The following is a 14,103-nucleotide window of genomic DNA, read 5'->3' as shown; positions in this document are numbered from 1 at the left end:
TTACAAGCCTAAGCTTGCTAACGATGAAGGTATTGTGAAATATCTATATTTCAGTTCTATTGTTTCAATAGCAAGTTTGCTTTCTTCTGCGTTGAATTCTGAAACGTTCCATTTTACAGGATATGCCCCAACTACATTCCAAACCATTAAAGGTGCTGTAGATTGTAGGCCTCCTGAAAGAGTAATGATAAGGTCTCTGGGTTCAAACTCAAAGTTTTCCATTGCATTTCTGCACCAGCTTATCAATCCTGAACTTACGATTAAACCACGCTTAAGAACTAAATTTTCATATTTTGGTCTCAAAGGAAGCTGATGAAGAAATCTGTTTTCGCCTCCTTCGGCATATTCTTCAGTTACAATTTCTGTTGATAAACCAGATATAGACTGAAATCTGGAGTCAATACCCTCTGTTGTTGAAATCCCATTAACAATAAAAGAGAAACTAGTTGGAGGATATAAAAGAGCCATGATTAGTTATTTTCGATCGTTAATCCTTCGTGTGCAATTTCCAGAGTTTCAATAGCGACCTCATTACCTTCTGCCTTCAAATCTGTTGCATTTACTTTAAGCGGGAATGCATTTTTTACTTTCCAGGTAACTGCCGGCACTCCGTTTTCGTCTAAAAGTGAGATGGTAATTGATCTTCTCTCTACCGTATTTAACTGAATTGATTGGAACCAAGTAAAAAACTCGTTATCGCTTTTGAAAGTTCCTCTCTTTAAAGTAATGTTGCTGAAAGTTTTCAGTCCCGGCATTTTAATTTTGCTGAAATCCGGACTTGCGCCATGTCTGTATTCGATTAAAGCTGCTTCGGCATTTAAACCACTCACCTCCTGAAAACCTACTTTTGTTCCGCCCCAATCTACTTCAAAGGCAAATTTTACTAATGGATATGTATTCATAATTATTTATATTTAATTTGTTGTTTTAATTATTTTATGCTTCTTGTAGCTTGTGTGAAAAACGAAGCACGATAAACTCAGCAGGACGTACCGCAGCCATACCCACTTCAATGACCATTCTGCCTTCCAGAATATCCTGAGCTGACATTGTTTTATTCAAACCAACGCTTACGTAATAAGCTTCTTCTGGCTTGCTTCCTGCCAATGCACCGTCTTGCCATTGTTGGTTAAGGAAATTCTCGATCATTGTTTGTACACGAATCCATGTATTAGCTGTATTCGGTTCGAAAACGAAACGCTCTGTAGCTTTTTTTACAGACTCTTCTACCATATTGAAGAAACGACGTACAGAGATATATCTCCATTCATTGCTGTTTCCGTCTAATGTTCTTGCACCCCAAACTAATGTTCCTTTTCCGGTAAAAGTTCTGATCGCATTGATTGATTTACCAGCCGTTGCATCTACATTAAGATTTTCCTGATCTTCGTGAGAAATTTTAATTTTGGGTTCTTGTACGAAGTTCAGTCCTACATTTGCCGGTGATTTCCATACTCCTGAAGTACTGTCTACTTTAGCGTATACTCCGGCCATTGCTGATGATGGAGTCATTACTACTTTTTTAGACTCAATTGCTGCTTTAGCTAAGTTGTATAGTTCAGAATCATGCGTTTTCCAGTACTCTAGAGTATGCTCAGCAATCATAACGGTTGGATCATAACTGTAAGTTAAAACCGTTTCTAATTTTGGGTAATAGGCAGCTCCATATTTTAAACGCTCTCCACTAGGGCCAGATCCAACATTATCTCTGAAATCCTTAACTGCATCAGCAGTATTTCCGACAACATCCATAATGACAAATCTGTCTTTTAATAATTCTGCCTGATCTAAAGCTAATTCATATAAATCATAAGCTTTTAGTCCATCCAAACCTTCAGCATCCGGGAAAACAATAAGAGTTGGCTCGTCTTCTTTTTCTAAAGTAGCAAGACCAGCTTTCAACTCATCCAAATCTACTGCATCTACTCCAGTTGGATAACCTACAGCGCTTCCTACAGAAACGATATAACATGGTCCACCACCATTGGCAAAATACATTTGCATCGCATAATACATTTTGAAAGGACTAGGTGCTAAAGTCGCAGTAACAGCTCTGGGTTTAACTGTTGGAGTCGTAGTCGCTGGAACTTCAGTAAGTGAAAAAGTTTCAGCTTTTGCTTTTCCAAAAATCGTTTCGTATTCCAACATAGAAGAGATTCTTGTTGGTTCATTTCTTGGGCCTTCTGCTGTATATCCGATAAAAGCAGGGATAGCCGTTTCTACTTGTGCTACAGATGGTGGGAATTTTGCAATTTCCTCAACGTAGACTCCAGGTGTTTTGTAATTCATTTTTTTTAAATTTAAAAGTTAATATTAGTTATTTTCAATAGTTAATCCTTCGTGTGCAATTTCCAGAGTTTCAATAGCGACCTCATTACCTTCAGCCTTCAAATCTGTTGCATTTACTTTAAGCGGGAATGCATTTTTTACTTTCCAGGTAACTGCCGGCTCTCCGTTCTCATCTAAAAGTGAGATGGTGATTGATCTTCTTTCTACCGTATTTAACTGAATTGATTGGAACCAAGTAAAAAACTCGTTATCGCTTTTGAAAGTTCCTCTCTTTAAAGTAATGTTGCTGAAAGTCTTCAGTCCCGGCATTTTAATTTTGCTAAAATCCGGACTTGCGCCATGTCTGTATTCAATTAAAGCTGCTTCGGCATTCAAACCGCTTACTTCCTGAAAGCCTACTTTTGTTCCGCCCCAATCTACTTCAAAGGCAAATTTTACTAATGGATATGTATTCATAATTATTTATATTTAGTTTGTTGTTTTAATTATTTTATGCTTCTTGTAGCTTGTGTGAAAAACGTAGCACAATAAACTCAGCAGGGCGTACCGCAGCCATACCCACTTCAATGACCATTCTGCCTTCCAGAATATCCTGAGCCGACATTGTTTTATTCAAACCTACGCTTACGTAATACGCTTCTTCAGGTTTGCTTCCTGCCAATGCACCTTCCTGCCATTGTTGGTTAAGGAAATTCTCAATCATTGTTTGTACACGGATCCAGGTATTAGCAGTATTCGGTTCGAAAACGAAACGTTCTGTTGCTTTTTTCACAGACTCTTCTACCATATTGAAGAAACGACGTACAGAGATATATCTCCACTCATTGCTGTTTCCGTCTAATGTTCTTGCACCCCAAACTAATGTTCCTTTTCCGGTAAAAGTTCTGATCGCATTGATTGATTTTCCACCATTTGAATCGATATTAAGAGCATCCTGATCTCTATCAGAAATTTTAATTGTCGGCTCCTGTACGAAGCTCAATCCTACATTTGCCGGCGATTTCCATACTCCTGAAGTACTGTCTACTTTAGCGTATACTCCGGCCATTGCTGATGATGGAGCCAATACTACTGGTTTAGATTCGATTGCTTTTTTAGCTTGATTGTAAAATTCTGAATTTGAAGTTTTCAGCTCTGCTAAATTTGTTACACCAGAAACACCCATCACAGAAACATTTGCGTCTTTGAAATCATAGCTCAACACTGTTTTTAATTTTGGATAATATGCTGCTCCGTATTTTAAGCGTTCACCACTTTGTCCGGAAGAAGAACCTGAATCTCCTTTAAATGCAGAAATTTCTCCAAGAACATCCATAATGACGAATCTGTCTTTTAATAACTCTGACTGATCTAAAGCCAGATTATATAAATTATAAGCATTAGCAGCTGCATCGTTGGAGTTTGCAGTAATGACCTTTGTTAAATTAGTGTTAGCAATCGTAGCAATTGAATTAGCTGTTAAAGCATCAGCTTTAGCATCAATCAAAACTTTGTTAGCTTGATCCAATTCTTCAGGCGTACCGTTATCTTCTGCATCATCAAATACAGCCTGAGCAGCTACAACTGCTGTATTTGCAAGTGTAAGTTCGTGTTGAGCAAGATCTTTAATCCTTTGTGCAGCAACTACATCAGCCGAACTAGCAACCAAACCTTGAAGATCAGGGAAAACGATCAATGTAGGCTCGTCTTCTTTTTTTAATAAGTCGAGACCTGCTTGTAATTCAGCTAAACTTACTGCTAAATAATAAACATTCTCCGCTCCTACAGAAACGATATAACAAGCGCCACCACCATTGGCAAAATACATTTGCATGGCATAGTACATTTTAAAATCGCTTACCTTAGTTTGTGTTGCTGTTGCAACGCCGTCTTTGAAAGCTACAGCAAAAGTTTCAGGGTTTGCTTTTCCAAAAAGTGCTTCGTACTCCAACATTGAAGAGATTCTTGTCGGCTTATTTTTTGGTCCATCAGCGGTATATCCAATAAAAGCGGGAATAGCTGTTTCAACTTGCGCTACGGAAGGTGGGAATTTTGCCTGTTCCTCCACATAGACTCCAGGGGTTTTGTAATTCATTTGTTAAAAATTTAAAATTAATATTAATTATTCCTCGAAGTAAAAACTTCGAATGTTCATTCGTGATCGATTGAGTTTTAGGATTGTTGTAATTTGTGTGAGAACTTAAGGATGATAAACTCTGCCGGGCGTACCAATGCTATTTTGATTTCCACATTCATCGTATTGGTAATATTTTCAGTGATTGGATCTTTGCTGCCGTAGACTTTTACTTCATACGCTTCTTTCGGAGTATTACCCGCCAATGCGCCTTCCATCCATTGCTGATTAAGAAAATTCTCCAACATTGTTTTTGCTCGTAACCAGGTGTAGGACGTGTTGGGCTCGTTAATAAATTTTGCCAGCGCATCACTTATCGATTGATTAATCATCTTATAATATCGACGTACATGCACATATTTCCATTCATTGTCTTTATTCTCTTTTTTGTCTTTCGCATCGAGGGTTCTGGCTCCCCAAACTAAGGTTCCTTTTCCTGTAAATGTTCGGATTGCATTAATTGATTTTCCGGAATCGTGAATGTTGAGGTCTGACTGTTCCTGATCAGAAATTTTTTCTGTTGGGTTGATTACATAACTAAGACTTACGTTGGCCGGAGCTTTCCAAACTCCTCTTGTACTGTCTATTCTTGCATACACGCCTGCCATTGCTGATGATGGTGGCACAACAACTTTTAAAGATTTTATAGCTTCTTTTATCTCACTGTATAATAAAGAATCGGATGATTGCAAATTTTTAAGTAGTATTCCGTTTGCATTTCCTTTTTGATCTTTTACGTTGAGGATAGCATTTTTTAATCCTTCGAATTCTCCACTAAAAATAGGTGCACTTTCGTCTAAATCTTCTGGTACAATAAAATCATCAATTGTCCCATCATATATAGCTTCCAACACTACTTTTGCTTCATTTATTGCCTCTTTTAAATCAGCTTTTGCATTCACTGTTTCATCGGTTGATTCATCAGCTGTTGCAATAACCTCTTGCGCAATTGCAATAGCTTGTCCCAATAAATCAGCCAGGACAAAACCATTTGCGGAGCCACCGGAAATCTCATCACTTGCCAAATTTTTCAGTTCATCTAAAGCGGCAATCTCACCGGCATAATAAACAGCACTATCTTGCCCTAATTCCTGTAAACCAGCATGTACAATCGGCGTTTCATCCTCATCGAAAGAGTAATTCAAAATAGTTTTAAGATGCGGAAAATAAGCTGCAGCATGGTTGGTCGGGTTGACTTCTCTTCTGAAATTTCCAATGGTATTCAGACCATTTGACATCGTTGCAGAATTTCCTTCGTAAGTATCTAAAATGGCAAACCTATTTTTCGTCTCTAGCTTTCCTATCGTATAATTATAAAGCTCATAAAAATCGGATTCTGCTAAAGATACTGCGTCAGGATAAAGAATAAGGATCGGATCTTTAATAGCTTTTAAGGTTTCGATCTTGTCTAATCCGTTTTTCAGTGAAGATAACTGTACTCCTGCAGAAGCCGAAGCATAAGTGCCCACAGAAATAATATAGCATGGGCCACCGCCATTGGCAAAATACATCTGAAGCGAATAGTACATTAAAAACTGTACCTGCGGTTCTACAACAGTTACTCCTTTACCTTCTACATCTTTTAGCTGAAGTTTTTCTTTTTTAGCTTTTCCGAACTTATCTTCATAGTCTAAAAGAGAACTGATTTTAAGCTTTTTATTCTCGTTATCATTAATATCATAACCTTCGGGTATTTGCTCAGTATACCCAATGAATACAGGTATAGCGGTATCTACTAATGTGACTGAATACGGAAGTTTTGTAATTTCTTCAACCGAAACACCTGGTGTTGTTGGATTTAGCATGTTTAAAAATTTGAAAAATGGTTATTAGTTTTTGTTTTTATGGTCAATTAATTTTAATGCTTTGTACATTAATGTTATTTATTAGTTCAATGGAAGTTTCCTCTTTAGCCACAATTTTTATCACACTGATTTTATACAAGACAGAAGGCATCACCTTTCCGCCCAATAATCCCCAGATATAACTTAGCTGATCAAAAGGAACAGAGTGTAATTCGATCCTGAATTTAAAATCATTTTCTCTGTTGTCTTGTGGATCGATATATTCTAAAACGTTGTTGGTCTGAAACACCTCGATAACTTTTGAAATATTTGCTAAAGCATTCGCATAAGTCGATCTGTTGGCAGAAATCATCACATATAAGTTTAAATAAGCCGGCGGACTCTCCATTTTCATATCAAACTGAGTCGGGTTTTCACTTATCACTTTATTGTATCGTGATCTGTTTTTTAATGTTGATTCTTCCTCAACGTTGAGTAGACTGATTACCACCTTATTGTCGAGACCTGAAGTGTCATCATCATGTTTTGCTATGTCATCAACAACAGCAATATCAACTAAACCTTCCGAATCATTCAGTTGATCTTTTAAAATTGTCAATACTTCGTTTATCATAATTTCTGTTCTTAATTATTATGCTGCAAACATACAATCATCGCCAACCAAAAGACAAATATTTCGGGGGCTCTAACCTGTCTTTGCAGTAAATTATATTTTCACTTAGTTTTGAAAATATTAAAAAATAATCAAATTAAAATACTGAATATCAATTTATTAAAACATAAATTAAAAAGCAAAACTTAAATAAAAATTATTTTAATCTAATCATAGTGAAATTTAAGCTTGGGAATTAGGTTATTTTTTTTGTGAAAATTATTGTATTTAAAGATCAGATTGATGAAAGAATTAAATGCGAATTTTTGTGATTTCAGATCTGTTTTTTTCGAAATTAATATTTCAATCTATTATCACAAAGCTGTAGTTAATTTTCGTGTCAGAATCTTTTGTGGACGACAACTTTTTAGATATTTCCTACTGTTTAGATAAACGACAAAAATCCTAGCCCCGATTGCAATGAAAATCCTTTTTTGCAAAAAAAGATTGTAATGAAAAGCGGGATAAAGCTTCAAAAAACTAATAAAGTCTAATGTTTTGTTAGTAAAAGCGTCCCCAATTTCGTCAAAATACTTTCAAAAATTGCAAAACCGCATCATCAGGAAATAATATTTTGCTTTTACTGCAAAGACTGAATAGAGCTGCTTTATAATTCGTAAAATGTCTTTTGTTCGTCTAATTTTGACCCCAGTAATTTTAAAACTTTAATCACATGAATATCAAAAAACTTTTTATCAAGCGAAACGAAATCATCGGAGGCCATTTCAATGAATTACGATCAAAAATTGGCTTGGCGAATCAAACCGAAGAATATGTTTTTTCTGTAAGAGAAGAAATCTGTAACCAATGCCCTTTAAAAAACGGCAACAATTGCAATGCCATGAAATGGCTAAATCCCAGCACATTGGAAGTTGCAGACCATCCAAAAGATGGTTTTATCAGAGGCTGCGGATGCAGATTGAGTGCAAAACAAAGATCAACATTAAGCCATTGTCCGGCAGGTTTTTGGGGAGGAGAATTCGACTAAAAACAACGCAATTTACGGTGTCTTATTTTTTATAATTAAAACTATTTAGTGTGAATCAGGATCATATCATTCAGAAAGTTTTTGTTGAAATTACCATCAACAACAAAGAAAAAGCATTTAGCATAAAAGAAGATATTAATAGCTTTTTGGCTATTGACATTTTTCCGGAAATAGAAAAGTATATCAATGCTTTAGAATATAATTTTTCTGATCACACCCTTCAAATTCCCCGGTTAGAATTGAATTTGGAGGTGAAAAATAGCTCACTAAATACGGAATTAAAAGATAAAATCACTCAGCTCTTTCAGGAAGAGCTTTCTGAAATGACGAAACCGGTTGAGAATTTGGATCAAGAAACAGAAAGCGACTCTAAATCCTATCTAATTGACAATGAAAGAAAATTAGTACAAACTTTTATCTATTTTTTAGAAAATGGCTACATGCCGTGGTGGAATTCAAATAAAAAAAGTATTGCCTTTTTGGAACCAAAAATATTTGAAACTTTGATTCTGGTTAAGGATTTTAAGAAAAGTATCATTCCTGTTTTGTCGAAACAGAATGTTCAGGAACGAATTATCAGCCAACTTTCAAACGAACAGATTGCGGGATTATGTTTATCTATTTTAAAAGACAATGAATTAAAAATCAATTTAAATGTTGATATCATACAACATATCTCAACACTGAATCATGCTGAAAGACAAATCGTCTGGCATCTGGTTTTGAATGTTTTATCTGAACACTTTAACTCATCAAATAATGATCTCAAGGAATATCTTCTGCAACTAATTTTAAAGACAGAATCAGCTTCAACTTTTTTATCACACGCAAAAAACAAGCTTCAGAATCTGAAAACAGTCATTGAAATATTTCCTTTTATAAAAGAAGATGAGATTCTTGAAAGCATTAGAAATAATTCAGAAGATAGCAGTGAAGATGCAAGAACGTCAATAGATACAACACATGAAAAGAATGATGCAACAAACCGGGAAGATATAATTCAAAAAGATAAAGATTTAATTCAAAATGATGCGCAATATGTTCAGAATGGAGGACTTATTTTAATACATCCATTCATTAAAACCCTTTTTGAACATTGTAATCTTTTGCATCCGGAAACTCAGCAACTTACTGATCCTGAATTGTGTGCCCATTTATTACATTATATCGCTACCGGAAAAACTAACACTCCTGAATATGATCTGGTTTTTGAAAAATTCTTGTGTAACATACCGACAAACCAAACCATTAACAGACACATCAAGCTTTCGAGAAAACATAAAGCAGAAGCCAAAAATGTAATTGAAAGTGTACAGCACAACTGGAATTCAATGAGAAAATCATCTGTTGCACTCTTACAAAACGAGTTTTTTCAACGCTCGGGTAAATTGGTTGCCACCAATCATGAGTATACCCTGACGGTCGAACGAAAAACACAAGACATTTTGCTTGAAAATTTGGGTTGGGGAATTGGTCTTGTAAAACTACCGTGGCAGGAAAAATTCATATTTGTAAACTGGTAGTCAAAAATTATTATATTGCATTGAAATTACAGCCAAAATAAATTGCGCCACTTGTTTTAAAGTGGCGCAATCTGTTGATATAGTTAAAAAATCTATTATTTTTTATTCATTTCTGCGATTGCAGCCTGGATTCCGCCACCTGCAACTTCAAAGAAAGCCGGACCAGCCAATAAATATACTTTCTCCAGTTTTTTTGTTTTGGAAAGATTATGTTCTCTTAAATAAATTTCTGAACGATTCGCCAAGACAACACCTTTTACCACATTTCCTGCAACGAGAGCAGTTGGAGAATCTATTCCGGCATCTTTTAAATCACTTGCAAACGCAAAATTGTTCACTCCCAATCTCAAAGCTTCTCTGGTAGCCACTTCTGCTACGGAAGTCATCAGTTCGGGAGTAAAGTTGTTACGATCCCCTAAACCAATTAATAACAATTTTTTTGCTGACATAGAACCATCGGGAGGCGTAATCAATAAGGTTTCCAAAGAATGCCCTTTGAACTGCCCCGACTGTCTGATTTTAGTAAATTCACCTTTCAAAGCGTCGTCCAAATGTACCAAACCATTTAAATTAGCCGGTAAAGCCTGAGCGCTGTGAATGTCGTTATCTGTATATTCGAAAACACAGGCAACCTGCAGTTCGGCATCGGCCGAAGATGGCCCTTGAACCAATCCAATCATTGAAATTCCGTCCACTGAACCCCAGTTTTTGGATGTTCCGATGGCTGTGGTTTTTGCAGTCGCGTTTGCTGTTGTTGTAGCAGTTTGCGCAAATGTAATAGTTGAAAATGCTAATCCTGCGATTAATAATGATTTTCTTAAGGTATTTTTTACGATATTTTTCATAATATTTTTTGTTTTTAGCTTTTAGCAGTTTACTATTGGCCGATGCACTTTTGTTAATTTATTTTTGTTTTAATGTTATTCAAAGGTAGTTTTAGAAATAAAATTTGCCATTGATCTGAGATAAGTAATGAGACTAATTTTCAAATTGCCACATTCTCAAATTTCAAATTAATTTTTAAAACTTAAATACAATTCTTGAGTTGATAAACAATCCGTCTTTGTCATTTTCAATAATATCATCCACAAATTCTCCGGTTTTGAAGTACTGAATCCCTGTATTAAAGGTGAAAGATTTATTGATTTTATAATTAAAGCTTCCTAAAAAAGCGGTTCCGATGTATTTCTTTTTAGAGTTCATCGAAGTCAGATTTAAAGAACCACTCGGTCTGTAAACGCCGTCCTGCGTAGAATATCTCCAGTTGAAAACAACATCGGCCTGAACCGTCATTTTACTATTCAAATCCACGGTTGCATACGGATGAATGTCAATTAAATTCACAGGTCCTATTTGCGGATTGAATCCAAAGTAACCACCTTTTGGATATAATGGATTGAAAGTTCCCAATTTTCCATCTTCTCTGTTTCGGTCTCCGGAAATGTAATCGTTTCTAAGATTGATGGTTGGTTTTCCTTTCACATTTTCGAATAGATATCCAATATCTGCAGAAGCTGTCCACGCACTGATGGTTGCTTTGTTAAAATTCCCAAACTGATAAGCGCCTTCAAAATTGTAAATAAATCCGCCGCCATATCTGTAGAATCTTCCGCCCAAAGTGTGTCTCGTCTCATCTCCTATTTCGTCTTCGAAACGGGTTTCATTGCGGTGAATTCCTAAATAATACAATTCCAGATTTCCGCTTTTCGGTAGTACTAAAGTGTTGTAACTTCCCCAAAAATTGACCGATTTTGAGGGTTTATTATCGAAAACTCCGGTACCAATTTCACTCGCCATCATTATAAACGCATCCGATTTGAAGTTTCCTCTTTTGTACATCAGTTTCAGTCCGTCAAAATAAAGTCTCAAATTCGGACCTTCACGCACAGAAATAAGTCTTCCGCTTCCGTAATCCAACTCCTGCCTTCCGGCACGAACAGTCAATTTTTCTTTTTCATTATTAATGGCATCAACGTCGATGAAAAGGTTTTGAATATTCAAATGATCTTCATCAATCGGTCTCGGTCCATTTTTTCTACCATTTTCCCACGCACTTCTCAACTGTCCGAAAACTCTTACCCTTGAACCTAAATGCAAATCTGCGTGTAGAGCATATCTCTGAATTAAAAACGGATTGCTTCCGATTCTCAATCTTCCCCAGTCTTCATTATTAAATTCTACAAACTCTGCTCTCGCCTCTCCGCCTAAGGATAAATATGTATTATTATTTTTTTCGGAAATCGGAATGTATTTGATGGAATTATAAAATGTGTCTGCAGAATCTTTGTAATTTGAATAATCTTCATCAAACCTCATCAATTTAAATTGACCTGAAACTACTGCTGGTAGCATAATCTGGACAATCAATACTATCTTAATCAGATTTTTCATTTAAATTTTTCTTAAATATTGATCGATTGAATATTTTCCGGGACCTACGAAAAATAGAAACAGATAACACAGGCTATACATAAACGGCGTGTCTTTTATCAGCAAAGCATCGTTCCAGTGAAGGATAAAATATCCGGTCAAAGTCACCGCCAAAATTGGCAGAACTGCTATTCTTGTGAACAATCCGAATACAACAAATACAGGAAATACCAGGTTGGCTGCGTCTGCAAAAAGACTGTTGAATGCTTCCGGAAGGTGTAAAGGATTCGGAACCTGTTCTGCTTCTGCAACGCCTACTCCGAGTTTTTTCAGTCCGTGTGCTACGATTAATTCTAAGGATAATGCAATTCTGAAAACGAATAATGCCAAGTGAATTAATTTTCCTTCGAGGCTTGTATTGATGATAGTTTGGATGAGCTTTTTCATTGTTTTTAGGTTTGAGTTTTCGGGAGTTTATTGAGTTATTTTGAGTGTCAGGTTAAACCACCCCGTCAAAAATTCTTTGAATTTTCGCCACCCCTTCAGAGGAGGGGAATTTTGTGCGAAATTATTTTGTTTAAATCTTAGTTATTTTGTTTGGTATCCGCCGTAGTATTTTACAGGAGACCATTCTGGAAGTACCGGAAGTGCAGCTGGAGAAACATTTTTGTAGGTTTCGTCTCCATAAACAACCTTTCCGTCAACGATGGTGAGTTTTGAAGTGATGTCTTTGATTTCTTCTTCATCAACACTGAAATAATCTTTGTCTAAAATTGTAAGGTCTGCAAAATATCCTTTTTTGATTTTTCCTTTTTCATAATCCTTTATCAATTCATATCCCCCAAAAGTAGAAAGTGACAAAGCCGTTTTTCTGTCTAAGGTATTTTCTTTTGCCATCACCTGAGTTCCGCCCAAAGTTTTCCCTGAAGTTATCCAGTACAAAGCGACCCACGGATTATAACTTGCTACTCTGGTTCCGTCTGTTCCCAATCCTACAGGAATTCCCATCTCGAGCATTTTCTTTACCGGCGGAGAGGCCAAAGCCGCTTTTTTTCCATAACGGTGGATGAAACTTTCACCTTGATACGCCATTCTGTGCTGCACTGCAATACCGCCGTTTAAAGCTTTGATGCGTTTCATATTATCTTCAGAAACCGTTTCTGCGTGGTCAAAAAACCAAACCAATCCGTTCAAAGGCGTTTCTTTATTCACTTCTTCAATAACATTTAAAAATCTTGTGATGCTTTCGTTATACGTCGCGTGGATTCTGAAAGGCCATCTTTTTTTCACCAAAAGACTTACAACTTCTTTCATACTTTTCTCCATTGTTGCAGGCAATTCGGGTCTTGGGAAAAGGAAATTTTCAAAATCAGCACCATCTGAAACCAGATTTTCGCCGCCACCTTCTACGTGATAATCAATTCCATTGTGGTCGTTGTGGCCGTGGTCATCGATATCAACCATTCCTGTCCATTTCGTGTAATCTGCGAGTTCAGAACCTTTTTTCTGAGCAAACAAATAGTAAGGTAAACGAACCGTAATTTTTCCTTTTTTGTTCAAGGCATCGGTTGTTCCGTAATCATCTGGAAAGTTTTGAAAACCGCCGCCCGCATCCATTATCGCCGTCACACCAAGACGATTCAGTTCAGTCATATATTGCAATGTAGAATTTTCTTTTTCCGCTTCGGTCAGCTCTGGTAATTTTGCTAAAGTTGAATAAAGGATAAATGCATTCGGCTCTGCAACCAAAAGACCTGTCGGGTCGCCGTTGTTGTCTTTTTCAATTAGACCCTGAGCCGGATTTGGCGTTTCACCAGTGATATTTAATTGTTTCAAACCTGATTTATTCAGCCAAGCTTTTCCGTAGAGATACATTACGAAAGCCGGAACATCGCCTGTTGCTTCGTTGATTTCTGCTATTGTCGGAAGTCTTTTTTCTTCAAACTGATATTCATTCCAACCGCCAATGACTCTTACCCACTGTCCTTTTGGTGTTCTCTGAGCCTGTTCTTTCAACATTTCCAAAGCTCTTTTCAAAGTTTTTACACCGTCCCAGCGAAGTTCTGTATTGTAAAATCTCCCGCCACGAATGACGTGCAAATGACTGTCAAACAATCCCGGAATCACACGATTTCCTTTAGCATCAATGATTTTTGTAGCGCTTCCTTTCAGTTTTAAAATCTGGGCATTTGTTCCGGTCTGGAAAATTTTATTGTCCTTAATGGCAACCGCCTGAACTTCCGGATTATTATCATCCATTGTGGTGATTTTTCCGTTAGTGACAATTAAATCTGCCTTCTGAGCGTTGAACAATCCGGCACCTAAGACGAATGAGAATAGAATTTTATGGAGTGGTTTCATAA

Annotated in this window: 13 protein-coding genes; 2 read left to right on the top strand and 11 right to left on the bottom strand. The window is 36.6% G+C overall.

Annotation, left to right across the window (positions count from 1 at the left end; all coding sequences use genetic code 11):
- The 7 genes from OH814_RS04390 to OH814_RS04360 all read right to left on the bottom strand — a co-directional run bounded on the left by OH814_RS04390 (window position 1) and on the right by OH814_RS04360 (window position 6,820).
- The gene (locus OH814_RS04390; RefSeq protein WP_076560829.1) at window positions 1-468 is read right to left on the bottom strand and encodes a phage tail protein; all 468 of its coding nucleotides are present in this window, start codon (window positions 466-468) and stop codon (window positions 1-3) included.
- Window positions 469-470: 2 nt separating this feature from the next.
- The gene (locus OH814_RS04385; RefSeq protein ID WP_308827261.1) at window positions 471-902 is read right to left on the bottom strand and encodes a phage tail protein; all 432 of its coding nucleotides are present in this window, start codon (window positions 900-902) and stop codon (window positions 471-473) included.
- 34 nt (window positions 903-936) lie between these two features.
- Complete coding sequence (locus tag OH814_RS04380; protein ID WP_308827260.1) at window positions 937-2,289, bottom strand: phage tail sheath C-terminal domain-containing protein; 1,353 nt, start codon at window positions 2,287-2,289, stop codon at window positions 937-939.
- A gap of 24 nt (window positions 2,290-2,313) precedes the next feature.
- Window positions 2,314-2,745, bottom strand: a complete 432-nt coding sequence (locus OH814_RS04375; protein WP_076560825.1) for a phage tail protein — start codon at window positions 2,743-2,745, stop codon at window positions 2,314-2,316.
- Between the two features lie 34 nt (window positions 2,746-2,779).
- A complete protein-coding gene (locus OH814_RS04370) occupies window positions 2,780-4,363 on the bottom strand; it encodes a phage tail sheath C-terminal domain-containing protein (RefSeq protein ID WP_308827259.1) in 1,584 nt (527 codons plus the stop codon).
- A 77-nt stretch (window positions 4,364-4,440) separates the two neighbouring features.
- Window positions 4,441-6,207, bottom strand: a complete 1,767-nt coding sequence (locus OH814_RS04365) for a phage tail sheath C-terminal domain-containing protein (RefSeq protein WP_308827258.1) — start codon at window positions 6,205-6,207, stop codon at window positions 4,441-4,443.
- A 43-nt stretch (window positions 6,208-6,250) separates the two neighbouring features.
- A complete protein-coding gene (locus OH814_RS04360; protein WP_308827257.1) occupies window positions 6,251-6,820 on the bottom strand; it encodes a DUF4255 domain-containing protein in 570 nt (189 codons plus the stop codon).
- 712 nt (window positions 6,821-7,532) lie between these two features.
- On the opposite strand from OH814_RS04360, the gene OH814_RS04355 reads away from it, so the two are divergent.
- Window positions 7,533-7,847, top strand: a complete 315-nt coding sequence (locus OH814_RS04355; RefSeq protein WP_308827256.1) for a hypothetical protein — start codon at window positions 7,533-7,535, stop codon at window positions 7,845-7,847.
- A 50-nt stretch (window positions 7,848-7,897) separates the two neighbouring features.
- Window positions 7,898-9,370, top strand: coding sequence for a contractile injection system tape measure protein (locus OH814_RS04350; RefSeq protein ID WP_308827255.1), 1,473 nt, complete (start codon window positions 7,898-7,900; stop codon window positions 9,368-9,370).
- Window positions 9,371-9,465: 95 nt separating this feature from the next.
- Here the strand turns inward: OH814_RS04350 and OH814_RS04345 are convergent, their stop codons facing one another.
- From OH814_RS04345 to OH814_RS04330, 4 genes are all read right to left on the bottom strand, one after another.
- Window positions 9,466-10,215, bottom strand: coding sequence for a M17 family peptidase N-terminal domain-containing protein (locus tag OH814_RS04345; protein ID WP_308827254.1), 750 nt, complete (start codon window positions 10,213-10,215; stop codon window positions 9,466-9,468).
- A gap of 175 nt (window positions 10,216-10,390) precedes the next feature.
- On the bottom strand, window positions 10,391-11,761 hold the full coding sequence (locus tag OH814_RS04340) for an alginate export family protein (protein WP_308827253.1): 1,371 nt from the start codon (window positions 11,759-11,761) through the stop codon (window positions 10,391-10,393).
- Window positions 11,762-12,187, bottom strand: a complete 426-nt coding sequence (locus tag OH814_RS04335; protein WP_308827252.1) for a DoxX family protein — start codon at window positions 12,185-12,187, stop codon at window positions 11,762-11,764.
- Between the two features lie 141 nt (window positions 12,188-12,328).
- Window positions 12,329-14,101: an amidohydrolase gene (locus tag OH814_RS04330; RefSeq protein ID WP_308827251.1), complete on the bottom strand. Its 1,773-nt coding sequence runs from the start codon at window positions 14,099-14,101 to the stop codon at window positions 12,329-12,331.
- Window positions 14,102-14,103: the final 2 nt, after the last annotated feature.

The sequence above is a fragment of the Chryseobacterium sp. CFS15 genome (genome assembly GCF_031118795.1).
GTDB classification, from domain to species: Bacteria; Bacteroidota; Bacteroidia; order Flavobacteriales; family Weeksellaceae; genus Chryseobacterium; species Chryseobacterium indoltheticum.
Note: the sequence above shows the minus strand (reverse complement) of the source record. Positions and strands in the feature narration are given on the sequence as shown.

Bases quoted from the DNA above. Each gene is read 5' to 3' on its own strand.
- OH814_RS04380 (WP_308827260.1), bottom strand. From the start codon at position 2,289: ATGAATTACAAAACACCTGGAGTCTACGTTGAGGAAATTGCAAAATTC.
- OH814_RS04390 (WP_076560829.1), bottom strand. From the start codon at position 468: ATGGCTCTTTTATATCCTCCAACTAGTTTCTCTTTTATTGTTAATGGG.
- OH814_RS04370 (WP_308827259.1), bottom strand. From the start codon at position 4,363: ATGAATTACAAAACCCCTGGAGTCTATGTGGAGGAACAGGCAAAATTC.
- OH814_RS04330 (WP_308827251.1), bottom strand. From the start codon at position 14,101: ATGAAACCACTCCATAAAATTCTATTCTCATTCGTCTTAGGTGCCGGA.
- OH814_RS04385 (WP_308827261.1), bottom strand. From the start codon at position 902: ATGAATACATATCCATTAGTAAAATTTGCCTTTGAAGTAGATTGGGGC.
- OH814_RS04345 (WP_308827254.1), bottom strand. From the start codon at position 10,215: ATGAAAAATATCGTAAAAAATACCTTAAGAAAATCATTATTAATCGCA.
- OH814_RS04335 (WP_308827252.1), bottom strand. From the start codon at position 12,187: ATGAAAAAGCTCATCCAAACTATCATCAATACAAGCCTCGAAGGAAAA.
- OH814_RS04365 (WP_308827258.1), bottom strand. From the start codon at position 6,207: ATGCTAAATCCAACAACACCAGGTGTTTCGGTTGAAGAAATTACAAAA.
- OH814_RS04360 (WP_308827257.1), bottom strand. From the start codon at position 6,820: ATGATAAACGAAGTATTGACAATTTTAAAAGATCAACTGAATGATTCG.
- OH814_RS04375 (WP_076560825.1), bottom strand. From the start codon at position 2,745: ATGAATACATATCCATTAGTAAAATTTGCCTTTGAAGTAGATTGGGGC.
- OH814_RS04340 (WP_308827253.1), bottom strand. From the start codon at position 11,761: ATGAAAAATCTGATTAAGATAGTATTGATTGTCCAGATTATGCTACCA.
- OH814_RS04355 (WP_308827256.1), top strand. From the start codon at position 7,533: ATGAATATCAAAAAACTTTTTATCAAGCGAAACGAAATCATCGGAGGC.